Annotated in this window: 22 protein-coding genes; 3 read left to right on the forward strand and 19 right to left on the reverse strand. The window is 64.7% G+C overall.

Going from position 1 to position 23,424, the window contains the following annotated elements:
- Positions 1-10: 10 nt before the first annotated feature.
- The 16 genes from AAHB08_RS11090 to AAHB08_RS11165 all read right to left on the reverse strand — a co-directional run bounded on the left by AAHB08_RS11090 (position 11) and on the right by AAHB08_RS11165 (position 13,616).
- On the reverse strand, positions 11-481 hold the full coding sequence (locus AAHB08_RS11090; RefSeq protein ID WP_241672824.1) for an MSHA biogenesis protein MshP: 471 nt from the start codon (positions 479-481) through the stop codon (positions 11-13).
- Positions 471-1,313, reverse strand: coding sequence for a PilW family protein (locus AAHB08_RS11095; RefSeq protein ID WP_342058950.1), 843 nt, complete (start codon positions 1,311-1,313; stop codon positions 471-473). The genes AAHB08_RS11090 and AAHB08_RS11095 overlap by 11 nt, the downstream gene beginning before the upstream one ends.
- Positions 1,313-1,888, reverse strand: coding sequence for a prepilin-type N-terminal cleavage/methylation domain-containing protein (locus AAHB08_RS11100; protein WP_342058951.1), 576 nt, complete (start codon positions 1,886-1,888; stop codon positions 1,313-1,315). Before AAHB08_RS11100 ends, AAHB08_RS11095 begins: the two co-directional genes overlap by 1 nt.
- Positions 1,875-2,357 carry a pilus assembly FimT family protein gene (locus tag AAHB08_RS11105; protein WP_342058952.1) on the reverse strand — a complete coding sequence of 161 codons (483 nt, stop codon included), beginning with the start codon at positions 2,355-2,357 and terminating at the stop codon, positions 1,875-1,877. The genes AAHB08_RS11100 and AAHB08_RS11105 overlap by 14 nt, the downstream gene beginning before the upstream one ends.
- Positions 2,358-2,422: 65 nt before the next feature.
- On the reverse strand, positions 2,423-2,884 hold the full coding sequence (locus AAHB08_RS11110; protein ID WP_342058953.1) for a prepilin-type N-terminal cleavage/methylation domain-containing protein: 462 nt from the start codon (positions 2,882-2,884) through the stop codon (positions 2,423-2,425).
- An 18-nt stretch (positions 2,885-2,902) separates the two neighbouring features.
- Complete coding sequence (locus AAHB08_RS11115) at positions 2,903-3,562, reverse strand: prepilin-type N-terminal cleavage/methylation domain-containing protein (protein WP_247627400.1); 660 nt, start codon at positions 3,560-3,562, stop codon at positions 2,903-2,905.
- A 76-nt stretch (positions 3,563-3,638) separates the two neighbouring features.
- A complete protein-coding gene (locus AAHB08_RS11120; RefSeq protein WP_342058954.1) occupies positions 3,639-4,100 on the reverse strand; it encodes a hypothetical protein in 462 nt (153 codons plus the stop codon).
- Positions 4,101-4,264: 164 nt separating this feature from the next.
- Complete coding sequence (locus AAHB08_RS11125; RefSeq protein WP_202047766.1) at positions 4,265-5,485, reverse strand: type II secretion system F family protein; 1,221 nt, start codon at positions 5,483-5,485, stop codon at positions 4,265-4,267.
- 3 nt (positions 5,486-5,488) lie between these two features.
- Positions 5,489-7,198: an MSHA fimbrial ATPase MshE gene (gene mshE / locus AAHB08_RS11130; RefSeq protein ID WP_319912321.1), complete on the reverse strand. Its 1,710-nt coding sequence runs from the start codon at positions 7,196-7,198 to the stop codon at positions 5,489-5,491.
- Between the two features lie 129 nt (positions 7,199-7,327).
- Entirely contained in the window at positions 7,328-8,491 is a 1,164-nt protein-coding gene (locus tag AAHB08_RS11135) for a tetratricopeptide repeat protein (RefSeq protein ID WP_342058955.1), read from the reverse strand.
- Complete coding sequence (locus AAHB08_RS11140) at positions 8,488-9,378, reverse strand: ExeA family protein (protein WP_139439239.1); 891 nt, start codon at positions 9,376-9,378, stop codon at positions 8,488-8,490. Before AAHB08_RS11140 ends, AAHB08_RS11135 begins: the two co-directional genes overlap by 4 nt.
- Before the next feature lie 77 nt (positions 9,379-9,455).
- Positions 9,456-11,135 carry a pilus (MSHA type) biogenesis protein MshL gene (gene mshL, locus AAHB08_RS11145; protein WP_342058956.1) on the reverse strand — a complete coding sequence of 560 codons (1,680 nt, stop codon included), beginning with the start codon at positions 11,133-11,135 and terminating at the stop codon, positions 9,456-9,458.
- A 70-nt stretch (positions 11,136-11,205) separates the two neighbouring features.
- Positions 11,206-11,520 carry a SctD/MshK family protein gene (locus AAHB08_RS11150; RefSeq protein WP_202047770.1) on the reverse strand — a complete coding sequence of 105 codons (315 nt, stop codon included), beginning with the start codon at positions 11,518-11,520 and terminating at the stop codon, positions 11,206-11,208.
- Positions 11,513-12,160, reverse strand: coding sequence for an MSHA biogenesis protein MshJ (locus tag AAHB08_RS11155; RefSeq protein WP_139439267.1), 648 nt, complete (start codon positions 12,158-12,160; stop codon positions 11,513-11,515). The genes AAHB08_RS11150 and AAHB08_RS11155 overlap by 8 nt, the downstream gene beginning before the upstream one ends.
- Complete coding sequence (locus AAHB08_RS11160) at positions 12,160-12,753, reverse strand: PilN domain-containing protein (protein ID WP_139439242.1); 594 nt, start codon at positions 12,751-12,753, stop codon at positions 12,160-12,162. Before AAHB08_RS11160 ends, AAHB08_RS11155 begins: the two co-directional genes overlap by 1 nt.
- Positions 12,750-13,616: an MSHA biogenesis protein MshI gene (locus AAHB08_RS11165; protein ID WP_342058957.1), complete on the reverse strand. Its 867-nt coding sequence runs from the start codon at positions 13,614-13,616 to the stop codon at positions 12,750-12,752. Before AAHB08_RS11165 ends, AAHB08_RS11160 begins: the two co-directional genes overlap by 4 nt.
- A gap of 69 nt (positions 13,617-13,685) precedes the next feature.
- Between AAHB08_RS11165 and AAHB08_RS11170 the strand changes: the two genes are divergently transcribed.
- On the forward strand, positions 13,686-14,633 hold the full coding sequence (locus AAHB08_RS11170; RefSeq protein WP_342058958.1) for a 1-aminocyclopropane-1-carboxylate deaminase/D-cysteine desulfhydrase: 948 nt from the start codon (positions 13,686-13,688) through the stop codon (positions 14,631-14,633).
- Between the two features lie 36 nt (positions 14,634-14,669).
- Here the strand turns inward: AAHB08_RS11170 and AAHB08_RS11175 are convergent, their stop codons facing one another.
- Positions 14,670-16,589, reverse strand: a complete 1,920-nt coding sequence (locus AAHB08_RS11175) for an EAL domain-containing protein (protein WP_202047773.1) — start codon at positions 16,587-16,589, stop codon at positions 14,670-14,672.
- Between the two features lie 509 nt (positions 16,590-17,098).
- Here AAHB08_RS11175 and AAHB08_RS11180 point away from each other — a divergent pair.
- Together AAHB08_RS11180 and AAHB08_RS11185 are read left to right on the forward strand one after the other, a co-directional pair.
- Positions 17,099-18,628 carry an EAL domain-containing protein gene (locus AAHB08_RS11180; RefSeq protein WP_342058959.1) on the forward strand — a complete coding sequence of 510 codons (1,530 nt, stop codon included), beginning with the start codon at positions 17,099-17,101 and terminating at the stop codon, positions 18,626-18,628.
- Between the two features lie 168 nt (positions 18,629-18,796).
- Complete coding sequence (locus AAHB08_RS11185; protein ID WP_139439246.1) at positions 18,797-19,894, forward strand: calcium:proton antiporter; 1,098 nt, start codon at positions 18,797-18,799, stop codon at positions 19,892-19,894.
- Between the two features lie 263 nt (positions 19,895-20,157).
- Here the strand turns inward: AAHB08_RS11185 and hutH are convergent, their stop codons facing one another.
- Both hutH and hutU read right to left on the reverse strand, forming a co-directional pair.
- Complete coding sequence (gene hutH / locus AAHB08_RS11190; RefSeq protein WP_043131319.1) at positions 20,158-21,690, reverse strand: histidine ammonia-lyase; 1,533 nt, start codon at positions 21,688-21,690, stop codon at positions 20,158-20,160.
- Between the two features lies 1 nt (position 21,691).
- Positions 21,692-23,395 (reverse strand): urocanate hydratase, encoded by a 1,704-nt coding sequence (hutU, locus tag AAHB08_RS11195; protein WP_342058960.1) that lies wholly within the window; start codon positions 23,393-23,395, stop codon positions 21,692-21,694.
- Positions 23,396-23,424: the final 29 nt, after the last annotated feature.

The raw sequence follows: 23,424 nt of genomic DNA on the forward strand, positions 1-23,424 counted from the left end.
AACCAGAGTCTCACGGCATCACTCCATCAAAGGCTTCCGCCACCAGGGTGCGGCTGACGGCAAAGCCCGGGTTGGCGCCCGCTGCCTCTGTGCCACAGGTGCCCAGGCTGGTGAGCCGGTAGGTGGTGCTGGTCTCTCCCCCCTGGCTGGCCTGGATCTCATTGCAGCTCACCGAGACCCGGCACCCGCTCAGGCCGGGATCCTTGTCGAATGCCCGGGACGCCGCCACCCTGGTGCAGGCGGCGGGCAACTCGGCGCCACTGCGATTGGGAAACAGCTGATAGAGGGCGATTTCCAGCCCGCTCTGGGCCGCCATCAGGGCACGCACCCCGCGCACCTCCACCGTGTTCTTCTCGCCGCTGTCCACCAGGAAGCGGCCCATGGCCGCCGCCAGCAGGGCCATGATGACGATGACGAAGAGGGCGACCATGATGGCGCTGCCGCGCTGGGGCGCCAGCCTGCGGGGGGGCCTAGGGAACATTGAGCGTCTCCAGCTTGTGGTTGAAGAGGACGCGCTCGCCGCGCTGCTCAAGCTCCATCCGCAGTCCTACCTCGCTCTGGCTGAAGGCGGCAGGCTCACGGTAGAAGTAATAGGACGCAGGGCGAATATGCTCGGCCATCAGGGCCGGCGTGCTCCCGTGAAAGTCAGTGCCTATGGCGGCGCTGGCCCGGGTCAGGGCGGCATTCGTCACGCAGTAACGCACCTGCTGACGGGCAAAATAGATGCGCTGCCCCGGCGACTCCTTGGCGAAGGTGTCATCCATCGTCAGCGGCAAGGCCCCCGAGACCGGACTCCCCACCGAGGTGACCCTGGCCACGCAGTTGCCATGGAGGCACCCCTGCTCCAGGTTGAGAGCCGGATCGGCAAGGGGGTAGACGATGGCCTCGTCCTCTTCCCGGGGCTGCACCTCGGGCTCCACTATGGTGAGCCCGCCGCTGGCCGCGGAGCCCAGATAACGGCTGGCGGTGGCGATGGGCCAGAAGCGCAGGCAGGCCCCCTGATCCAGAGGAGTGCCCGCCTCATCCTCGATACGCACCGAGCCCGGCACCGCATCGCGCAGCTCGCGGTTGAGCCGCTCCAGGGCGAAGCGGGCATCGCTCATCAGCTGCTCCCGGCGGCTGACATCCCCGTAAATCTGGGTGCCGATGCCGATAAACTGGCTGGTAAAGGTGGCCATGACCCCGAGCAGCAAGATCACCATCACCAGTTCCACCAGGGTGAAGCCCCGTGCCCGCCCGGGTCGGACGCGGTAACGGGCTGTGGTAACAGATGCGTCATCGGACGCGGCATAACGGGAATGCGGCTTGCCCATCAGTAGTTCCCCCGGTAGAGGGTGAAAGCCAGCTCGCTCTGGTCCGGCAGCCGCACTGTCAGGGCGACGCGCTTGCCGATGGATTCGGCCCCCAGGCCCGGGCTCCCGAACAGGGTGTCCGGGGTGACGGCGATCCTGACCTGATAGTGGCGATACTCCTGGTCGCTGACCCCCTCGGCGTCCGTCTGGGTAAACTGGTTGGCGTCCACCCAGCTGCCAGCGGTATCGAAATCATCCACGTCGTTGAACTCGTAGGGGCGCGTCTCGCCCCCATCCGGGCCGTAATCGGCGGCCGGGGTGCAGGCGGGATAGGTCACCGCAGGGGTGCCGACGGTCTCAGCGCAGCGAAAACGGCCGCCATTGTGATCCGAGTGTTCATCGAAGGATTTTTGCAGCACCTCGCCGAGGATCCGCTGAGCCAGTTGGGCGCCCCGCACCTGCTGCACCGGATCCACCCCCTGGGGCGCCTGATTGATGAGAAGCCCCAGGATGCCGGTCAGGGCGATGGCCAGCAGCACAATGCCGACCACGAACTCGATCAGGGTGAAGCCGCGACGGGCCTTAGGGGATCGCATGGATATAACCTTCCGGCTCGATGCGCAGCCGGGCGCTCTCCTGCCCGCTGCTCACCACCAGGTTGCAACCATTGACGCAGGTGGACGGTGAGAGCGGACGGCCGCTGCGCTTGTCGAAAGAAAAGCTGCCTTGCGGCAGAGAGATGTCGCCGGAAGCCGTGACGACGCGCCCCCGGCTCCGCTCGTCCGCATTCCAGTTCGAGATGGGCCTGGCCACGCAACTGCCCGTCTGGGTCAGGTGAGCGAAGCGACTCTGCTCCAGCACCAGCTGGGTGCAGCGCGCCTCCCCTTCATGCATGTTCATGGTCTGCACCAGCCGCAGCCGGGTCACCAGCTCGTCACGCAGGGTATGGGTTTCAAAGCCGCCTTTGCCCAGCCACTTGGGCACGGCAAAGGCGGCCAGAATCCCGAGCAACAGGATCACGATCACCAGTTCAATCAGGGTAAAACCTTCGTCCCGTTCAGTCATGATGAGCAACCCTTGAAAGAAATAGAGAGAGGACAGCCTCTCTCTATCTTGTTCATTTATAAGATTTACTTACAAGCAGTGACTGCTGCGGTTGGCTGAGAGCCAGAAGTAATAGCTTGTGTATAGGTGACATAACAGTCGGTGGCAGTACTGGCGGAAACACCAGCCGGGAAGATCTTGATGCTGCTAGATGCAGGAGTACCGAAACTCCAATCATTAGTGCTCAGTTGCAATACTTTCTCCAGATCATCCTTGGTCGCCTTGGGATACCCAAAGGCAATACCGACATTGACACCATTACCGATATCCAGCGTATCGGAAGCTGTAGTGTCTTTACCTGCGATAACAGCCTTGCTGTAAACCATGGCACCGGCAGAATTCAGCGAGCCCTCAACCCCTTTCAGGGTGGAAGTACGCGCATCATCCTGCAGATTCAGGAACTTGGGCGCGGCGGTGACCGCCAGAATGCCCAGGATGATGATCACGATCACCAGTTCGATCAGGGTAAAACCCGCCTGCTTTTTCATTACGTTTTCCTCTGTTTATCAATTGATATTGGTAGTCACCTGGCCGGAGGCCGGGCGGTAACTGAAACTCATGTAGGCATCGGTGCTCCCTTGCGGGTCCTGATAGCGCCCATCACTTCCCTTGCTCAGGCTGTTGACCAGATAGTAACGGCAGACCGAATCCAGTCCATTGTTGCTCACCGTGGCATAGAACTTCAGGTCATTGCCGCTACCGCGCACCTCGTCAAAGTTGGCAGTAGCCTTGGGAGGATTCTGCAACAAGCCCTCCCAAATATTGAGACAGCGGGCCGCCGTCAGATTGGCCGGATCCACATCGGGAGCGCCGCTCGCCGCCGTGTCCATGGGATAACCGGGGGAGAGCTCGCCGTTGCTGACCTGGCTGTCGGTCGGCGTGGTCAGATAGAAACGGGAACCGTCGTACAGCACGGTGTTGAGGCTGTCCTGCTTGGCGCGCCCCTCGGCTTCCCACTGGGCCCGTACCAGGGAGACCCCGGTGGCGAAACCGCCGGACACCCCTTCCACGCTGGCCTTCTTCGCCTCGTCGGTCACGTCGAGAAAACGGGGCAAGGCGGTGACGGCCAGGATCCCCAGAATCACGATGACGATCACCAGCTCGATCAGGGAAAAACCGGCCATCTGACCCGGTCCCTGGCCGGCGCTCACTCTCTTTGCTGCCATGCTGCCTCCGTAATGGTCCGCATTATTTCATGCAGATAGAAAAAAATCATGTTGCTGAAGCACTTGAGAGATCGACTCAAGGCCTCGCCAGTACCCGGCCATCGCTGAAACGGTAGAACAGCCAGTGCCCTTCCCAACCAAACTCGCAGCCGTCCCCATGCGGGCTGGCGAGCGCCTGCCAGGAGGGCAACCCCGGATCCTCGGGGCCAATCAGCGTCAGCCAGAGCTGGCGGCAGTTGGCGGAGGGTGACTGCAGCGGCAGCACCGCCAGCGGCCAGCCCCGCCCATCGAACTGCCAGGCCACCCCTTCTGCATGCAGCACGGCGGGGCGTCGCTCATCGAGCCAGCGCCCGTGCAGTCGCTGGGCCCGCTCGGCAAATTGCTCCCCCAGCAGGCTCAGGCTGACCGCCAGCGCCTCCTCCCTGTGGTTGCGATAGCTCAGGGCCAGAGTGGCAAGGATGACCAGCAGCAGGACGCAGGCGATCAACCGCCTGTAACCCCCCAACCAGCGCTCATCCTGCTCGGACTGTCTGCTCATGCCTCTCCCGCATCTTGTCTACCACAAACAGCATGCATCACTGGCCCCACACCGCTCTCATCATGTCCCACCATCAGGAGGAGTGAAGATGCTGAACCACATCACTGGCCGCGAACCGCTCGCATCATGTCCCACCATCAGGGGAGTGAAGATGCCGCGGCCTATCATTGACCCCGCACTGCTCGCATCATGTCCCACATGGGCGTAAAGATACCCAGCGCCAGCACCAGCACCATGACGGCCACTATGCCGATGAGGATCGGCTCGATGCGGGCGGTGAGGCTCTTGAGGTCATAATCCACCTCCCGCTCGTAATACTCGGCCGCCTCGTGCAGCAGCTCGTCCACCTGGCCCGTCTCTTCCCCCACCGCGATCATCTGCATCACCAGGGGGGTGAACAGGCCGCTGGCCCCTGCGGTGCGCAGCAGGCTCTCGCCCCGCTCTATGCCCGCCCGCATGTCGCGGATCTGCCCCGCCATATAGGCGTTGTCCACCGCATCGGCCACCAGGGTCAGCGCCGTGTTGAGCGGCACCCCGGCCTTGAGCATCATGGAGAAGCTGCGGGCAAAGCGGGCCAGCAGGGAGCGCTCTATGATGGTGCCGACGATGGGCAGTTTGAGCTGCCAGCGGTGCCAGGTCAGCTTGCCCCGGGGACTGGCGACCCAGCGGCGCCAGCCAAACACCATGCCCGCCAGGATGGCCAGCAGCAGCCACCAGTAGTGGACGAAGAAGTGGGAGGTGGCGAGCAAAATGCGGGTCGCGAGCGGCAGCTCCACCCCGAACTTGGCGAACATGCCGGCAAACACCGGGATCACCATGATGTTGAGGATCACCATGGCGATGCCGATGGCGATCATCACGAAGCTGGGGTAGCGCATGGCGGTCTTGATCCGCTTGCGGGTCTCCAGCTCCAGATCGAAATAGTTGGCGAGCTGCAGGAAGGCCTCCTCCAGCTGGCCGGTGTTCTCGCCGACGTGGATGATGGCGACGAACAGGCTGTTGAACACCTTGGGATGGGCCTGCATCGAGCTCGACAGCGGTCGCCCATTGCCGAGATCCTCCCCCAGGGCATGGAGTGCCCGCTTGAGGGGTTTGCCGTGGGCGCTCTCCTCCAGCCCGGCGATGGCGCGCAGTATAGGGATCCCCGCCCGGGTCAGGGCATACATCTGGCGGCTGAACACCACCAGCTCCTCCAGCTTGACGCTCCCCTCCAGCAGCAGCGACCAGTCGATGCCGGCCGCCTTGGCCTTGCCCGCCTTCAGCTCGGTGGGCATCACGCCGCGGCGCATCAGCTGCTCGGCGGCGGCCAGCTCGCTGGCGGCCTCCACCACGCCGCTGACGGCCTGGCCCTGACTGTCGCGCCCCTTGTAGTTGAAGCTGCCCATGGCTTAGCCCAGATCCTCGGCCAGCCTGAGCACCTCGTCCACCGAGGTGATCCCCTCCCGGGCATAGTCGAGCGCCGTCAGGGCCAGGGGCCGGTAGTGCTCGTGCTCGCGCGCCGCCCGGGCAAAGCCCTCCGCATCGTTGCGACGCAGGGCATCCATCATGGGTTGATCCAGCTCCAGCAGCTCGTAAACCCCGATCCGGCCCGAATAACCGGTGAAGTTGCAGCTCTGGCAGCCACGCCCCTTGCGGTAGACGTGCTGGCCGGGTGCCTCGCCGGAGAGCATGGTGAGCCAGGTGGCCTGCCCCTGATCCGGCGCCGTCTCGCAGGCGCAGTGTTCACACAGCCGGCGCACCAGGCGCTGGGCCACCACGGCGCGCAGGGCGCTCGCCACCAGATAGCCGGGCGCCCCCATGTCGATCAGGCGCAACGCACTGGTCACCGCATCGTTGGTGTGCAGCGTGGTCAGCACCAGGTGGCCCGTGATGGCGCCGCGCAAGCCTATCTCCACCGTCTCGTTGTCCCGCATCTCCCCCACCAGCAGGATGTCGGGATCCTGACGCAGGGTGGAGCGCAGCACCTGGGAGAAGGTGAGCCCTATCTTGGGGTTGACCTGCACCTGGTTGACCCGGGGCAGCCGGTATTCCACCGGATCCTCCACCGTGATGATCTTGTGGCTGGCCTGGTTGAGCTCGGAGAGGGCGCCGTAGAGCGTCGTGGTCTTGCCGCTGCCGGTGGGGCCCGTCACCAGTATCATGCCGTGGGGCCGTTTGAGCTGGCGCCGGAAGCGGCTCAGGATGGCCGGCGGCATGCCGGTCTCCGCCAGGGACAGTATGCCGGAGGATTGATCCAGCAGTCGCATCACCACGGACTCCCCGTACTGCACCGGCATGGTGGACATACGCACATCCACGTCCCGGCCGCGCACCTTCATGGCGAAACGGCCATCCTGGGGCAGCCGCTTCTCGGAGATGTCGAGCCCGGCCACCAGCTTGAGGCGCAGCACCAGCGCCTGGGCGATGCGCACCTCGCTCAGTATGTTTTCGTGCAGCACGCCGTCGATGCGCTGGCGAATGCGCAGCACCTTCTCGTCCGGCTCTATGTGAATGTCCGAGGCCCCCACCTGCACCGCGTCCTCGAACAGGGAGCGCAGCAGCTTGGCCACGGTCGCCTCCCCCTCGTCACCGGCCCCGAGATTGCTGGATCCCAGCTCGAAACCGGCATCCTGATACTCTTCGTGCAGCTGTTCGGCGAAGCTCTCTATCTCCCGGGTGCGGCGATAGAGGCGGTCGAAATACTCCAGCAGCTGGCCTTCCCGCGCCACCGCCAACACCAGCTCCCGCGGGCTGAGCAGGGCCGCGATGGCATCCAGGGCGCTCAGGTCGGCGGGATCCGACATGGCCACGGTCACCTTGTCGTCGCTGAGGTTGACCGCCAGCGCACGGTAACGGCGGGCCTGCACCTCGGGCAACAGGGTCACGGCCGAGGCGTCTATGGTGAGGTTGTTGAGATCGAAGAAGGGCACGTCCAGCTGGCGGGCGAGGAACTGCAGCAGCTGCACCTCGCTGATGAAGCCGAGATCGATGAGGGTGGTCCCCAGCTTGCGCCCGGTCTGACGCTGCTGCTGCAGGGCGAGCTGCAACTGATCATCCGAGATGATCTGCTCCTGTACCAGCAGGTCGCCGAGGCGCATTTTCAGTCTGGGTTGTGCCATTGCTACTCCGATTTCCTGATTCTGATTACGCCGATGACAGTGATGAACCGCCACCGCGTCCGATTACGCGCCCCTCATCCCGGGAGCCTGACTCGACCCCGGTCGACTCCCTCTCCCCCTGGGAGAGGGTCAGGGTGAGGGCGTCAGCTGGGCAATCCGCTGTTCCAGCCAGCGGGTCGATGCCTCGCCCAGATCCCCGTGCAGCTGGGCATTACCATAGGCATCCAGCGCCCGCTGGCGGTGGCCCTGACCATCCTCGGCCACCCCCAGCCCCAGCCACCAGCGCCCCTGATCCGGCTGCTGGCGCAACAACTTGACGTAGAGCTCGGACGCCTGGGCTGGCTGGCCCAGCTCCTGGGCGAGTCCCGCCCAGGTGGCGTAGTAGTCCAGATTGGCGGCCAGGTCCGGCTGATAGCCGGTGAGCCAGTCCAGCGCCTTCTGGCGATCGCCGCCGCTGATGGCCACCCGGGCCAGCAGCAGCCGCAGATCGGCCTGCGCCGGATCCAGTCTCAGCCCCTCCTCCAGCACCTGGGCGGCCTCGGTCAGCCGTCCCTCGCCGTAGAGCAGGCCAGCGAGCTGTTCGCGCGCCCCCTGATTGTGCGGATCATGGAGCAGCACCTGGTAATAGTTGTCCTGAGCCTCCCGCATCTCGCCCTTGGCCATGGCGGTGGTCGCCTTGCGCTCGGCCAGGGCCGCCAGCTCGGGCTCGGAGAGATCCACCGTCTCTATCTTCAGCACGCCGGGTTTGCGGGGCGGGGCGGCCACCTCCTGGGGGGCAGCCTCCTGCTCTGCGGCCAGCTCGGCATAGAGATCCGGCTGCAACTCTTCGTCGCTCGGCGTGACCTCATCCTCCGGCGGCGTCTCGGCCAGGGCCTGTGACGCCGGGGCCTCGTCGGCGACCTCCCCGCTCGCCGAGGATCCCGGCTCCGGGTCGGCGGCGTCGCTTGCCCTCGCCACTATGGAGCCATCCACCCCCACCACCCCGGAGGCGGCGGCCCCACTGGGCTCGGGAGACGCGACGGCCACCTCGGTGGCAGAAGAGGCAGGCAGCGACGGCTCGCTCACCGGGGCGAGCCGGGTCGTCAACTGAACCGTCGGCTGCGCCGTGCGCTGGCTCTGCTGCCAGTAGATCCAGGTGCGCCAGCCGAGGATGGCCAGCGCCAGGGTGCACAGCAGGGTCAGCACCAGCATCCACCACCCCTGCTGACGCGCCGGCGCCACATAGACGGCGGCGCCATCGGATCCTGACTGGCGCTGCTCCAGATCTTTGAGCATCTGATTGATCACGCTCATGACCAGACTCCATAGGCCAGGGCTGCGCCCAGCAGCAGCAACAGGGGCCACCAGCGCACGAATGAGCCACCTCGGGCGTCATCGGTATCGCGAATGGCGAGGCGCACCAGGGCGCTGTCGATCCGGCGCGTCCCGCGGCCGTAGGCCAGCATCAGGCACTTCTGGGCCAGCACGTTGATGAGCCGCGGAATGCCGCGGGATGCCCGCCACAGCAGGCGCAGGGCCAGGCCGCCAAACAGGGTCGCCCCGCGATAGCCAGAGACGTGCAGCCTGTGCTCCAGATAGGCCCGGGTTTCATCGCACCGCAGGGGGCGCAGGCAGTAGGAGAAGCCGATGCGCTGGCGCAACTGGCGCAGGTGGGGCCTGGCCAGCCGGACATCCAGCTCGGGTTGGCCGAACAGCACGATTTGCAGCAGCTTGCTGGACTCCGTCTCCAGGTTGCCGAACAGGCGGATGGCCTCCAGGGTCTCGTCCGGCAGCGCCTGCGCCTCGTCGATCAGCACCACCACTCGGCTCCCCTGCTGGTGCAGGGCGATGAGGTGGCGATGGATGCGATCCGTGAGATCCAGCTCGCTCTCCCCCTGCACCGCCAGTCCCAGCTCCAGGGCCAGGGCGGTGCGCAGCTCCCCCGGGCTGAGGTGGGGATTGGGCAGCCAGGCCAGGCGTACCGGGCACGCCTCGGAGCCGAGCTCGCTCAGCAGCTTGCGGCAGAGCAGTGTCTTGCCGGTGCCCACCTCGCCGGTCACCTTGATGAAGCCCTCTCCCTGTGCCAGCGCCCAGTTCAGCACCTGCATGGCCTCCTCGTGGGGAGGCAGGCCGTAGTAGAAGCCGGTGTTCGGGGTCAGGCCGAAGGGCGCCTCCTGCAAGCCGAAGTGACTCAGGTACATGAGGACGCCCCCCCCAGGCAGAGCTCAAAGGCTCGCGGCAGGGAAACACCGGGAATAGACCAATTCAGCATCATGGCTTAGCCCTTGGGCGGATACCATTTGTCGAGCAGCTCGGAGGAGCGTTGCAACTCCTTCTGCCAGGTGTCTTTTTCCACCACTGTCGGCTTGAGCAGGATCACCAGCTCGACCTTCTTGGTGCTCTCCCGGCGGTTGGTAAAGGCTTCGCCGACCCAGGGAATGTCCCCCAGCAGCGGCACCTTGCTTACGATCTCCTGCTTGTCGGTCTTCATCAGGCCGCCGATGACGATGATGTCGCCGTTGTTGGCCTGCACCACGGTATCCGATTCGCGAATGGCGCTCTTGGCGAGCGGCAGTACCAGGGGTTCCGCCGTGCCGACGTTGATGGTCTTGCTCTGCTCCTCGGTGTCGATGACGGAGGGGTGGATGTGCAGCAGCACCTTGCCCTGCTCATCGATCTGCGGGGTCACGTCCAGGGCGATGCCGGAGAAGAAGGGGGTCAGCTCCACGTTCGGCGTGACGATGGGCGCCGAGTTGCCAGAGGTGGTGGTGGTGGTCGAGGCGTTGGTGACGAAGTATTCGTCCGTCCCCACCTTGATCACCGCCTTCTGGTTGTTGGTGGCGGTGACGCGCGGGCTCGAGAGGGTGTTCACGTCCCCCTGGGTCTTGAGCAGGCTGACCGCCACGTTGAAGTTGCCATCGGAGATGGTGAAACCGGCGCCGCCCCCCAGGGCCCTGAAGATCTGGTTCGGGGTCGAGGCGATGGGGCTGTCGAGCAGGGAGCCGCCCCCCGTGATGCCCTTGTTGCCGTCCCAGCTGGCGGAGAGACCGCTCCAGTCCACCCCCTGCTCGTAGCCCTCGTTGAGGGAGACCTCCAGGATCCGCGCCTCCAGCACCACCTGGCGCTTGAGGTGTTCGCCGGACTGATCCAGGAACTCGCGCACCGCTTTCAGCTCCTTCGGATAGGCACGCACGGTGACCAGGCCAGCCTGGGGACTGGTGATGACGGCCCGCCCCTCGCCAGTGCCGATCAGGGTCTGCAGGGCGTCCCGCAGATCGGTCCAGTAGTCGTTGTTGCTGTCCGTCTCGATCCGGGTGCCGTTGCTGTTGTTGCTGTTGCCGTTGTCCCCGTTGGAGGAGCCGAGGTTGTTGTTGCCGTTGTTATTGTTGCCGCTGCTGTCGAAGTTGTTGTTGCCGTTATTGTTGTTGTCGTTGGCCGTCACCCCGCCGGTGCTGACCGAGGTGCGGGAGAGGCCGCGGCGGGCCATCATCAGGTAGTTGACCGGGATGGTCTCGGTGCGCAGACCCGCCGGATAGACGTGAAACACGTTGCCCTTGCGCTGCACGTCGAAGCCGTACATGTCGCCGACCGTGGCCAGCGCCTCCTGCAGGGTCACGTCTTTCAATTCCACCGAGATGGCACCGGCCACCCCGGGATGGACGGCCACGCTGTAGCGGGAGCCCTTGAACAGGGAACCGAAGAACTCCACCGCATCGACGTCATGGGCCGCGATGCGCAGCCGTTTCTCCGGAACCGCCAGGGGTTGCTGGGGACGATTGAGCTGCAGCAGTTCGCTCTGCACCGAGGGAGGCAAAGTGGTCAGCGGCGCGGTCGGGGTCTGCTCCTTCATGGCCTGCTTGAGGGCGTCTTTGGCCTGCACCGGTTCGGGGTGCTGATAGCTGGTACAAGCCGCCACCGCCAATGCGAGGGGAAGCAGACAGAAATGGTGTTTTTTCATGTTATTGGTGCACCTGACTCGCAATGAAACTCGACAAACCTGGCCCGCGGCATCCCGCGCGGAACCGACTTCACATCCGGATCTTGCTGCCAAACAGGGTCAGTGTCTGACGCTTGCCCGCCTTCTCCAGTACCACGGCATCGGCGCTGATGCCCACCAGCAGGAAACCGTCGATCCGCTGGCCCACCCGATAGCTCTGACCATCGAGCACCGCCAGCGCCGGTCCGTTGCCCAGGATGACGCTCTGCAACCTGGGCAGACCGGCCCCCTTGCTCGGGCTCGCCGCCGCGCCGCTACCGGCCAGAGGGGCGGTCGGATCCTGCAACACCTCCGCCTGGGCCAGCGGGCCCAGCAGGCAGCACAACAATGTCAGCCACTTAGCCACGAATGAACTCCTTGCTGGTGCTCAGGGTGTAGATCTCCATCTCCACCGCCGCCTTGGGATGCTCGACCACCCTGTAGTCGAACCCTTTCCAGTAGAAGTGGCGGGGCAGTGCCTCCAGCGCCTTCAGGTACTGGTAGACATCGAAATAGCCCCCCTCCAGCTGGAGCCGGATCCCGTGCTTGAACAGGTTGGCCTTCTGCTCGCCGGCCATCAGCGGCTCGGGCTTGAGGGAGGTGAGCGCCAGCATATGCAGGTTGGCGGAGCGAGACAACAGGGCTTCCAGCACGGCCGGCATCTCGTGGGCCGGGATCAGATCCACCGTCTGGGCCTTGAGCTCGGCGTCCAGCCGACCGAGGGACGCCTCCACGCCGGCCAGCTGCTGGCGCACCTGGGCGTTGGGATCCCGCCCCAGCCGGGCCTGCTTGCCCTGATTCTCCAGGGTCAGGATCTCCAGATCCCGCTGCGCCGCCGTCAGCGCCTGCCGCTCCTGGCTCAACCGGGTGTCGGCGGCATCCAGCCAGCCGTAGATCCCGGCTGCCCCCAGCAAGATGATGCCCGTCAGCAGGATCAAGACCCGCTCCCGCAGGCTGAGGGCGGCCACACTCTGTGCCCAGGCCCGCCACTGTGCCGTCATCTCCATCATGGGGTCTCCCGTGCTATGCCGCTGAGCTGGAAGGCCAGCTGGCCTGCCTTGTCCCGGCTCAGGGTCAGCTCGCCAAACTGCTTGCCCGCCAGGGACGGGGTCTGCTTGAAGCGGTTCACCCAGGCGGGTACATCCTGACTGCGCTCGGCCACCCCGGAGAGGTTGATGCGCCCGTCACTTATCTCGATCCGTTGCAGGGAGAGGCGGGCATCCCGCAGACGGGCCAGATCCGCCATCACGCCAGCGTAGCCCTGGGATTTTTGCAGGGAAAGGCTGCCGAGCTGGCGAATCAGCGCCTGCTTGGCAGCCAGCTCCTCGCGCTTGTCGACCAGCTGCTGTTGCAGCTGACCGTCCGCCTGATGGCGCGCCAGGGCGGCATCGAGCCTTGTTGCCTCGCCGCGCTGCACATCGAGCAGCGCACGCACCTGGGCCAGCTCGCGGTCGACCCCCCGCTGTTGCCAGCCATAGAAAAAGGTGGCCGCAACCAGCAGCAGCAGGCAGCCGCCCCAGACCAGGGCCATCTGATTGAGGCTGGCCCACAGGCGCCTCGGCCTGAATTCGGCGCCATAGAGGTTGATATGGTGTTTCATCCTTCGCTCCTGCCAAGGGCCGCACCATAGGCACAGAGGTATTCAACTCCGGCCAGTACCGCCTTGTTGGCCATGGCGGACACTGGGAAGCCGAACGCCTGCTCCAGGTGGCGCACCAGGGTGCCGATGAAGGGGGAGCCGATGGCGAGCTGCATCTGGCCCGGCTCCGGCAGCTTGAGCTGGCCCGCCAGGTAGTCGAGGGAGCGCTGGATCTCCAGCGCCAGCCCGTCGAGCATCCCCTGATCGGGCTCATGGGCCCCGGTGAGGCTGACAAACCCGCGCAGCGGGCGCGAGAAGCAGAGACCGCCCCGATAAAAGACCAGCAGTTGCAACTCCTGCCCCCTGGGCTGCCAGAGCAGCATGCGCACCGTCTGATCCGCCTCGTAGAGGGCCGTCATGGCCAGCTCGTCGCTGACGATGGCCTCCAGGGTCGCCACGCCGTTGACCGCGTCCGCCAGTTGCTGCACCCGGCTCTTGGGAACGCAGATCACGTTGATCCTTGGTCGACCCGCAGGAGGGGTCGGCAGATCCACATAGTCCATGGCGAGCTGCAACACGGGTTCGTTGACGAAATCCTTGATGGCCCAGGGCAGGGCCCCCGCCATCTCGGCGTCGGGCACGGCGGGCTTGTCGATCTGGATCTGCTGATAAAGGCTGGCGGCCAGGGCCACCCGCACCTTAGACTTGGCCAGGCCATGCTGGGCAAACAGCTCCCCCATGGCCTTGGGCCAGTCGTGGGGACCATGGATGGCGCGGCTGGTAAAGATGGGGACGGGTTCCACACAAGCCAGCAGGATGCGATCGCTGGCCAGCAGGAGTCCCACCTGATGGCTGGGGGGCGAACGTCGGAAAAGTGACTTCATCTAGACCTGGACCTGGCTGCATGAAACGGACTAAACCTTAACATAAACAGGCTATTAGCCTCCATATTTATGACAAACGATGCATTGACCGCCACCCTGGCGTCCTCCGGGGATGCCATCCTGGCCCCCGCTCAGGTCCCCTCGCCCCTGCACCCCGTTCACCACCCCCTGCTGGATGCTCAGGGCGTGCGGCTCTGGTGCAAGCGGGATGATCTGATCCACCCGACCCTCTCCGGCAACAAGTGGCGCAAGCTCAAGTACCATCTGCAACAGGCGCAGGTGCAGGGCAAGACCCACCTGCTGTCGTTTGGGGGAGCCTACTCCAATCACATCCATGCCCTGGCGGCGGCCGGACTCAGGTCCGGGCTGCGCACCACGGGCATCATACGCGGTGAAGCCGACACCGTCAGCAACGCAACCCTGAGTGCGGCCAGAGGCTGGGGCATGGATCTCGTTTTCGTCGACCGCCAGAGCTATCGGCGGCGCCAGGATCCGGACTGGCTGGCCCAGTTCGAGGCACCGGACACCCTGATAGTGCCGGAAGGGGGCAGCAGCCCGCTCGCCATCCCGGGGGTGGCCGAGCTGGTGGCCGAGGTGCCCTTCTCGCCGGATCTCTGGGTGCTGCCCTGCGCCAGCGGCGGCACCCTGGCGGGGCTCATCGCGGGCAAGCGGGAAAGGGAGCAGATCCTCGCCATCGCCGTGCTCAAGGGGGGCGCCTTCCTCCACGATGAGGTGTGCCGGCTCAACCCGGCGGCGGCCACGACCGGCAACTGGCGGATAGCCCTGGATCACCACGACGGCGGTTACGCCAAATTCAGCCCGGCCCTGTGGCAATGGGTGCAGGCCTTCAGCGCCCACACGGGCCTGCCGCTTGAGCCCATCTACAGTGGCAAGGCGATGTGGGGACTGTTTCGGGAGCTGGCCGCGGGCCGGATCCCCCGCGGCAGCCAGGTGGTCTTCATCCACACCGGCGGCCTGCAGGGGCTGGCGGGACTCAGAGAGCAGGGCAGGCTGTAAGCCAGGGCCATTCCCTCGCCCTTGGGGCGGGCTCCGTCATATGGGCATCACCAGCCGCTCTGGTTCGGCGAACCAGGGCCCCTGGCCCGCGTGCACCCCGAGGTGGCGCAGCATCTTCCACTCGTCGCCGCTCTCCACCCCCACCGCGATCACCCGGGTCTGGGTATTGGCACAGCCCCCCACCAGGCTGCGCACCGCCATCTGGTTGACCTGACGCAGGTGGATCTCCCGCACCAGGCTGGGGTGCAGCTTGAGGAAGTGGATCTCGAACTCCTTGATGTACTGGGTGCTCACCACATCCTGACCGGCGTGATCTATGGCCAGTCGGCACCCCAGCATGCGCAGTGCCCGCAGCGGCCGCTTGAGCGCCTCGTAGTGACGGGTCACCTGGGATTCGGACAGTTGCAGGATCAGCCCCTCGTTGATGCTGCGCGGCAGCTGGAACAGCTCGAAGAAGAGCTCCCGCTGGAACTCCCGGTTGAGCAGGTTCTGGGCGCTGAGGGAGAGGCTGACGGGGCAGCTCGACTCCGGTCGCTGGCGCAGCAGGCGCAGGGTCTGGGTGACCACCAGCCGGTCCAGGGGCAGCAGCAGGCCGGCCTTCTCCGCCATGGGCATGAAGACCCCCGCCTGCAGTTCCCGCCCCTGCTCGTCATGGAGGCGGATCAACAGCTCCTGTTGCAGCACCACCTGATCCCGCTCCTGCTGCACCGGCTGCAGATAGAAGGAGATCCCCTGCTCCTCGATGCGGCGGTTGATCAGGGTGCGCCAGCGCACCGTCCCCTTGTTGCTCGCCTCCTCGTCCAGAGACTTCTCGTAGAGGAACCAGCCGCTGTGGCCCTGCAGGCGCGCGCTCTTGAGGGCCAGCTCGGCCTCTTCCTGCACCTTGAGCAGGGAGTCCTCTGCCTGGTAGCAGACGGCTCCGAGGTAAACGGCCGTGTCCAGATTGACCGACTCGGGCCAGTGCAGCCGCTGCAGGCTCTTGAGCAGCTGGCTGGCGCCGTCCACCATCTCGCTCTCGGACATGTTGGGCAACAGCACGGCAAAAACCTGGCCGGCGTAGCGGGCCTGCAGGGCACCGCTGTGCTTGCGCACGAAGGCACCGATGGAGGCGCTCGCCTCCATCAGCAGATCCTGGCTCGGGCGTCCGCTCAGCTCGGGATCCAGCTCCTCCAGGCCGGCCAGCTCGATCAGCAGGACACCGCCGCTGATCACGCTCGCCTCCATGATGGCGTTTTCCAGCCGGTTGTCGAAGAAGAGGCGGTTGCCTATGCCGGTCGTCTTGTCGACGAAGGCGTTGCTGCGGATGAAGTTGTCGAACCGGCTGCGCTCCTTGCGGGCATCGGCCAGCTCGGCCAACAGATGGGTGAGGGCCTGGCTGGCGGAGAGGGGCCATTCGTCGGCGGGATCATGGGCCAGCTTGGTGAGCTTGCCATCCAGGATCAGCTGGGCCCGCTCCGCCAGCAGCTCGGCACCGCGCAACTGCTGGCGCAACCAGCGGATGGAGTACCAGAGGCCGAACACCACGATGAAGACCCCGAGGGAGATGCCGAACATGGCCTGCATGGAGTACTCGAACTCCTTGAAGGGCCTGTCCAGCTTGAACTCGGCCTGCATGCCGGCCTGATTGGGAATGGCCTTGCTATAGGGGATCAGCAGACTCTCGTCCGTCTGCTGCTGCACATCGCGAAACCAGTAGACCCGCTGGCTATCCTGGCGGATCTCCAGCTCGACCACGTGGGAGGCCCGCAGCAGGGAGGGCAGCCAGCGGGCAAGGGCCTGCTGATCGTCGGTCACCCCCAGTTGCTTGTCGATGATCTCCACCAGGGAGTCGACCCGGTTTTGCTGCAGCTCCATCCCCATCTGGCGGAAACTGAAGACCCCGCCGAGCATCACCACGGCCATGGCCGCGATCACGCACAGCGTAATAAAGGAGACGAGTTGAGTGGTCAGTTTCATGTGCCTTTCCGTAGCCGACAGCATCCATAAGGCCTCATGGTATCAGCCTTGGCCAAACCCCGCCTATGGTTGCAGATCCCGCTTCTGCAAATAAGCGTCAGGGCCGCTCATGGCTGGGGGTGACCGCTGGTGAAGGAAGAGACTCGGGGGGAGAAGAAAATCGGGTAGCCGGCTGGGCAGCGGACAGAAAAATGGTCCCACTGCGGGGACCAAAAGAAACACTCATATCAAAACTAACACTCTGTGCTACTGACAAAAATAGATACAGGAGTATTGAACACACGGTGAGTCAAACCGCACCGCTACTCTAGCCATTTCAGATAAGCTGGACAATTGTCATTTATGACAGGTCAGCGATTGAATCTTCACCACTCGTTTTGTCATATTGTTGTTTATCAATGCATTATGAATGTTGTTCCAAGTGTGACCGATACGACTCAAATCGATGCAGCTAATGCTATGATGTTGCCATCCATTTGTATCCCATGCACCCATCAGGCAGGTACCCCTTGCGACGAGCGTCTCCCTTCTGGATCAGTCTGCTGCTGCTCTGCCTGCCCGTGCTGGCGAGCCTGCCCCTCAGCCAGCTGCTGGGCAATCCCCTGGCCCACCATCTGTTGCAGGAGAAGAAGGCGCAGATAGAGGCCGCGCTGGCGGAGCGCCACGATGAGCTGGACCAGAGCATTCGCGCCCAACTGTCCAGCTTCGCCTTCGATTGCGGCCCCGCAGACATGGCCCTGTTGCGGGATCCCCGTTTCTACAGCCGCCACATCCGGCTGCAGGGCCTCATCCTCGCCTCCGGCGGCGGCTGTTCCAGTCTGGGGGAGGATCTTCCCCTCGCCACCGTCTCGCTGCCCCCCTACCCCGAACCGGAGCAGTTTGGCCTCGCGGCCACCCAGGCCCGCTTCAACACAGAGCAGGAGCTGGTCGCCTATTTCAGGCAGGGCGGCAATATCACCTACTGGGTGCTGAACAACAGCTGGAGCCACGATCTGCTGCAATCTCCCTGCCCGGGCTGTTTCTATTTCGAGTTTGGCCAGCAACACCCTGACGGCATCACGCAGCCATTTTCCCGTGGGGACAGCGCCATCAAGAAGGACAAGAGCAGCCAGAGCCTGAGTTTCTTTACGCCAGACACCCACATCCGGCAGATCCTGTGGGCGGGCAAGGCGCTGGAGGAGTATGCGAAGCGGCAGGCCCGCCACTATGGCCTCCTGTATGGCGGCGCACTGGGACTCCTGCTGGTTGCCGCCTACTGGGTGCTGCGCAACTACCGCCGCTCCCTCAAGGGACTGCTGCAGGCAGCCCTGGTGCGGCGCGAGTTCGTCCCCTTCTATCAGCCCATAGTGGACAGCCGCAGCAAGAAGGTGGTCGGTTTCGAGGCACTGCTGCGCTGGCAGCGGGGTCGGGAGCTGGTGCCCCCAGGCACCTTCATCGACTATGCGGAGGAGCAGGGGCTGATCCTGCCCATGACGGAGCAACTGCTGGAGCGGGTCATCGCGGATCTGCCCTGGCTGGAGCCGACCCAGTGGGTCAGCGTCAACATAGTGGCCGCCCACCTGGAGCAACCCCATCTGCGGCCACTGTTGCAGCGCCACGACTGGCCCTCACCGGCCAGGCTCACCTTCGAGCTGACCGAGCGCAAGCCGATCACCGATATCAAGGCGGCCATGGGGGAGATAGCACTGCTGCAGGAGAAGGGGTATCACTTCAAGCTGGATGACTTCGGCACAGGTTATGGCGGCTTCGCCTACCTGCAACGCCTCGGCATCCGCCAGATCAAGATCGACAAGATGTTCGTCGACACCATAGGCACGGACGACCTCAAGCGCAGCGTGCTGGACGCCACCATCGCCTTTGGCCACGAATCAGGCATGGAGATGATCGCCGAGGGGGTCGAGACCCAGGAACAGGTCGACTACCTGCACCGCCATGGTGTCCACCTGATCCAGGGTTATGTCTATGCCAGACCCATGGCTCTGACCAAGCTGAAGATCTGGCTGCTGGCATGGCGGCAGAGCCAGCCCGGCGGGCAATGAGAAAGAAACCTCAGGTTCCCGCCCGGGGATCCTCATCTTTTGCAACAAAATGATCCTCCTCTGACGGGACAACTCCCTTTATCATGAACTGGCGCGCCACCCCGGTGGCGCGACCTGCTGTCTCCCTACCCGTCGGCCACGGCCGCCCCGAGATGAGAACCACTGCCTATGAAGTCATTTATCCGGCAAGAGATTGCCCTGCCCGTCGGCCTGCTGACCCTGCTCTTCTTCAAGACCCTGGGCAGCGACCTGCTGACAGAAGCAACCCCCCTTGCGGTCTACCTGCCGGTGTCACTGGCCCTGCTCGCCATCGTCACCTGGGCCATCTTCTCCGTCGTGCGTCACTCCGACGCCCTGGCCATCAAGCTGGGCGAACCGTTCGGCACCCTGATCCTGACCCTGTCGGTCATCTCCCTGGAAGTGGTGATGATCTCCTCCGTGATGCTGACTGGCGAGCCCAACCCCACCATGGCCCGCGACACCATGTTCGCCGTGGTGATGCTGGTGAGCACCGGGCTGGTTGGCTTCACCCTGCTGTTTGGCGGCTGGCGCTATCACACCCAGAACTTCAATCTGGACGGGGTCAAATCCTATCTGGTGGCCATCATTCCCCTGGCCCTGCTCTGCCTGGTGTTGCCGAACTTCACTCAGGGCGGCACCCTGGGCGGGCTCTCCAAGGCCATGTCATGGATGCTGATCATCATTTCCATCCTGCTCTATGGCGTCTTCCTGCTGATCCAGACCCGCAGCCACAGCCACTTCTTCGTCGACAGCGACCACGAGGATCACGAGGAACACCACGGCCCGCTGCAGAGCAACGTCTATCACACCCTGCTGCTGCTCGCCTACCTGGTGGTGGTGATCCTGCTGGCCAAGACCCTGGCCATCCCCATCAACTACGGGGTCCATGTGATGGAGGCCCCGGCGGCCCTGGGCGGCTTCATCGTGGCCTGTATAGTGCTGGCCCCCGAGGCGGTCGGCGCCATCAAGGCCGCCTTCAACAACCAGTTGCAGCGCGCCATGAACCTCTACTTCGGATCCGTGCTGGCCACCATAGCCCTGACGGTGCCCTCTGTGCTCTTCATCGGCGCCCTGATGGGTCAGGAAGTGCGCCTCGGCCTCTCCCCTGCCGACATGGTGCTGCTCATCACCACTCTCATGGTGTGCAAGGTGACCTTCAGCAGCGGCCGCACCAATGTGCTCCATGGCGCCACCCACCTGGTGCTGTTTGTCGTTTATCTGTTCCTGATGTTTGAACACGAGTAACTGGCGCCAGCACTCACCCCGGTGCTGTTCGTCGTTTATCTGTCCCTGATGTTTGAACACGAGTAGCCGGCGCCAGCACTCACCCCGGTGCTGTTCGTCGTTTATCTGTTCCTGATGTTCGAACACGAGTAGCCGGCGCCAGCACTCACTCCGGTGCTGTTTGTCGTTTATCTGCTCCTGATGTTTGAACACGAATAACCCCGTACCACCAGCAACGAAAAGACCGCCCATTGGGCGGTCTTTTGTTATGGGCGGATAACCGCTTAGAGGCTGGGCAGCACCCCGGCCGGGATCAGATCGTTGTAGCTGGCGGCGCCCAGCAGGGCGGCGGCGGCCTCGATGTCCGGCGAGAAGTACCTGTCCTTGTCGTAGAAGCTGACCTCTTCACGCAGCCGTCCCTTGGCCAGCTCGATGAGCTCGGTGCTGCGCAGGGGCGCGCGGAAGTCCAGACCCTGGGCGGCGGCGAGCAGCTCGACCGCCAGTATGCCGCGGGTGTTCTCCGCCATGTCCGCCAGACGGCGACCGGCGAAGGTGGCCATGGAGACGTGGTCCTCCTGGTTGGCGGAGGTGGGCAGGCTGTCCACCGAGGCCGGGTGCGCCAGGGTCTTGTTCTCGGAGGCCAGTGCCGCCGAGGTGACCTGGGCGATCATGAAGCCGGAGTTGACGCCCCCATTGTTGACCAGGAAGGCGGGCAGGCCGGACATGCGGGAATCGATCAGCAGCGCCATGCGCCGCTCGGACAGCGACCCGATTTCGGCGATGGCCAGGGCCAGGTTGTCGGCGGCGAAGGCCACCGGCTCTGCGTGGAAGTTGCCGCCGGAGAGGATCTCCTCATCCTCGGCGAACACCAGGGGGTTGTCGGAGACCGCATTGGCCTCGCACACCAGCACCTCGGCGGCGTGGCGGATCTGGGCCAGACAGGCCCCCATCACCTGGGGCTGGCAGCGCAACGAGTAGGGATCCTGCACCTTCTCGCAGTTGTGGTGGGACATGCCGATCTCGCTGCCGTCCACCAGCAGGTGGCGATAGCAGGCGGCGGCGTCGATCTGGCCGCGCTGGCCGCGCACCTCATGGATGCGGGCATCGAACGGACGGCGGCTGCCGAGGGCCGCCTCCACGCTCATGGCGCCTATAGTGATGGCGCCGGCGAACAGATCCTCGGCATGGAACAGCCCCTCCAGCGCGAACGCCGTGCTCGCCTGGGTGCCGTTGAGCAGGGCCAGCCCCTCCTTGGGTGCCAGGGCGATGGGCTCCAGGCCCGCAATCTTGAGTGCAGTAGCGGCGTCGATCAGCTCGCCCTTGTGGCGGGCCTTGCCTTCGCCTATCAGCAGGCAGCTCATATGGGCCAGGGGCGCCAGATCGCCGGAGGCGCCGACGGAGCCCTTCTTCGGCACCACCGGATAGACTTCGGTGTTGATGAGGCGCATCAGGGCCTCGAGCACCGTCAGCCGAATGCCTGAAAACCCCCGGGCGAGCGAGTTGACCTTGAGCACCATCATCAGCCGCACGGTGGCGTCATCCATGTACTCGCCGATGCCGGCGGCATGGGAGAGCACGATGGAGCGTTGCAGCTCGTCCAGCTGCTCCACCGGGATCCGGGTGTTGGCCAGCAGGCCAAAGCCGGTGTTGATGCCGTAGACCACGCGGTTTTGCTCTATCACCTTGGTGACCACGGCCGCAGAGGCGTGGATCCCCGCCAGGGCGGCCGGATCCAGGCTGACATGCACAGGCTCGCGGCTGACACGGCGCAGGGTGGCGAGGCAGAGCTTGCCCGGTTGCAGATTGAGTTCGAACATCTTATTTCCCCCCTTTGCCGGTCGCGTCGATCATCGGCAGATCCAGTTTCGCCTCGTGGGCACAGTTGATGGCAATCTCGTAGCCGGCGTCGGCGTGACGCATCACCCCGGTGGCCGGGTCATTGCGCAGCACGCGGCCGACCCGCTTGGCGGCGTCATCGGTGCCGTCACAGACGATCACCACGCCGGAGTGCTGGGAGAAGCCCATGCCGACCCCACCACCGTGGTGCAGGGAGACCCAGGTCGCACCGCCGGCGGTGTTGAGCAGGGCGTTGAGCAGCGGCCAGTCGGAGACGGCGTCGGAGCCGTCCATCATGGATTCGGTCTCGCGGTTCGGGCTCGCCACCGAGCCGGAGTCCAGGTGGTCGCGGCCGATGACGACCGGCGCCTTCAGCTCGCCGTTCTTCACCATCTCGTTGAAGGCGAGGCCCAGGCGCACTCTATCCTTGACCCCGACCCAGCAGATCCGCGCCGGCAGGCCCTGGAAGGCGATGCGCTCGCGGGCCATGTCGAGCCAGTTGTGCAGGTGGGGATCGTCCGGGATCAGCTCCTTCACCTTCTGGTCGGTCTTGTAGATGTCTTCCGGATCACCGGACAGGGCCACCCAGCGGAAGGGGCCAATGCCCTCGCAGAACAGCGGGCGAATGTAGGCCGGGACGAAGCCGGGGAAGTCGAAGGCGTTTTTCACCCCCTCCTCCAGCGCCATCTGGCGGATGTTATTCCCATAATCGAGCGTGGCGGCGCCACGGGATTGCAGGGTCAGCATGGCTTCCACCTGGCGGGCCATGGAGTGACGAGCCGCCTGGTTCACCTCCTGGGGCGCGGATTTTTGCAGCTCGCGCCACTGGGCGACGCTCCACCCTTGCGGCAAGTAGCCATGGATCGGGTCGTGGGCCGAGGTCTGGTCGGTCACCACATCGGGGGTGATGCCGCGGGCCACCAGCTCGGCGAAGACGTCGGCGGCGTTGCCGAGCAGGCCGACGGAGACGGCGGTGCCGCTCTGCTTGGCCTCCTCGACCATGGCCAGCGCCTCATCCAGGCTATGAGCCTTCTTGTCGACGTAGCGGGTCTTCAAGCGAAAATCGATGCGGGTCTCGTCGCACTCCACGGCGATCATGGAGAAGCCGGCCATGGTGGCGGCCAGGGGCTGAGCGCCGCCCATGCCACCCAGACCGCCAGTCAGGATCCAGCGCCCCTTCGGTTCGCCGTTGAAGTGCTGGTTCGCCACCGCGAAGAAGGTCTCGTAGGTGCCCTGCACTATCCCCTGGGTGCCGATGTAGATCCAGGAGCCGGCGGTCATCTGGCCGTACATCATCAAACCCTTCTTATCGAGTTCGTTGAAGTGCTCCCAGTTGGCCCAGTGGGGCACCAGGTTGGAGTTGGCGATCAGCACCCGGGGCGCGTCCTTGTGGGTCTGGAACACCCCGACCGGCTTGCCGGATTGCACCAGCAGGGTCTGGTCGTCCTCGAGGCGAGTCAGCACCTCGACGATCTTGTCGTAGCAGGCCCAGTTGCGGGCGGCGCGGCCGATGCCGCCATAGACCACCAGGGACTGGGGATGCTCGGCCACTTCCGGATCCAGGTTGTTCATCAGCATCCGCAGCGGCGCCTCGGTCAGCCAGCTCTTGGCGGTCAACTCGGTGCCGTGGGGGGCGCGGATGACCCGGTTCGGGTCGTGACGGGGATCCTGGTGTTGCACAGACATAGACACTCCTTGTTTATCAATGCAGCCGC

The sequence above is a fragment of the Aeromonas sp. OTU364 genome (assembly GCF_038440395.1).
Classification (GTDB): domain Bacteria; phylum Pseudomonadota; class Gammaproteobacteria; order Enterobacterales; family Aeromonadaceae; genus Aeromonas.

Coding starts and splice junctions, on each gene's coding strand:
- AAHB08_RS11175 (WP_202047773.1), bottom strand. CDS start 16,589: ATGAAACTGACCACTCAACTCGTCTCCTTTATTACGCTGTGCGTGATC.
- hutU (WP_342058960.1), bottom strand. CDS start 23,395: ATGTCTGTGCAACACCAGGATCCCCGTCACGACCCGAACCGGGTCATC.
- AAHB08_RS11135 (WP_342058955.1), bottom strand. CDS start 8,491: ATGAGCGTGATCAATCAGATGCTCAAAGATCTGGAGCAGCGCCAGTCA.
- AAHB08_RS11160 (WP_139439242.1), bottom strand. CDS start 12,753: ATGAAACACCATATCAACCTCTATGGCGCCGAATTCAGGCCGAGGCGC.
- AAHB08_RS11095 (WP_342058950.1), bottom strand. CDS start 1,313: ATGGGCAAGCCGCATTCCCGTTATGCCGCGTCCGATGACGCATCTGTT.
- AAHB08_RS11155 (WP_139439267.1), bottom strand. CDS start 12,160: ATGGAGATGACGGCACAGTGGCGGGCCTGGGCACAGAGTGTGGCCGCC.
- mshL (WP_342058956.1), bottom strand. CDS start 11,135: ATGAAAAAACACCATTTCTGTCTGCTTCCCCTCGCATTGGCGGTGGCG.
- AAHB08_RS11165 (WP_342058957.1), bottom strand. CDS start 13,616: ATGAAGTCACTTTTCCGACGTTCGCCCCCCAGCCATCAGGTGGGACTC.
- AAHB08_RS11185 (WP_139439246.1), top strand. CDS start 18,797: ATGAAGTCATTTATCCGGCAAGAGATTGCCCTGCCCGTCGGCCTGCTG.
- AAHB08_RS11115 (WP_247627400.1), bottom strand. CDS start 3,562: ATGGCAGCAAAGAGAGTGAGCGCCGGCCAGGGACCGGGTCAGATGGCC.
- AAHB08_RS11090 (WP_241672824.1), bottom strand. CDS start 481: ATGTTCCCTAGGCCCCCCCGCAGGCTGGCGCCCCAGCGCGGCAGCGCC.
- mshE (WP_319912321.1), bottom strand. CDS start 7,198: ATGGCACAACCCAGACTGAAAATGCGCCTCGGCGACCTGCTGGTACAG.
- AAHB08_RS11120 (WP_342058954.1), bottom strand. CDS start 4,100: ATGAGCAGACAGTCCGAGCAGGATGAGCGCTGGTTGGGGGGTTACAGG.
- AAHB08_RS11170 (WP_342058958.1), top strand. CDS start 13,686: ATGACAAACGATGCATTGACCGCCACCCTGGCGTCCTCCGGGGATGCC.
- AAHB08_RS11100 (WP_342058951.1), bottom strand. CDS start 1,888: ATGCGATCCCCTAAGGCCCGTCGCGGCTTCACCCTGATCGAGTTCGTG.
- AAHB08_RS11105 (WP_342058952.1), bottom strand. CDS start 2,357: ATGACTGAACGGGACGAAGGTTTTACCCTGATTGAACTGGTGATCGTG.
- AAHB08_RS11125 (WP_202047766.1), bottom strand. CDS start 5,485: ATGGGCAGCTTCAACTACAAGGGGCGCGACAGTCAGGGCCAGGCCGTC.
- AAHB08_RS11140 (WP_139439239.1), bottom strand. CDS start 9,378: ATGTACCTGAGTCACTTCGGCTTGCAGGAGGCGCCCTTCGGCCTGACC.
- AAHB08_RS11110 (WP_342058953.1), bottom strand. CDS start 2,884: ATGAAAAAGCAGGCGGGTTTTACCCTGATCGAACTGGTGATCGTGATC.
- hutH (WP_043131319.1), bottom strand. CDS start 21,690: ATGTTCGAACTCAATCTGCAACCGGGCAAGCTCTGCCTCGCCACCCTG.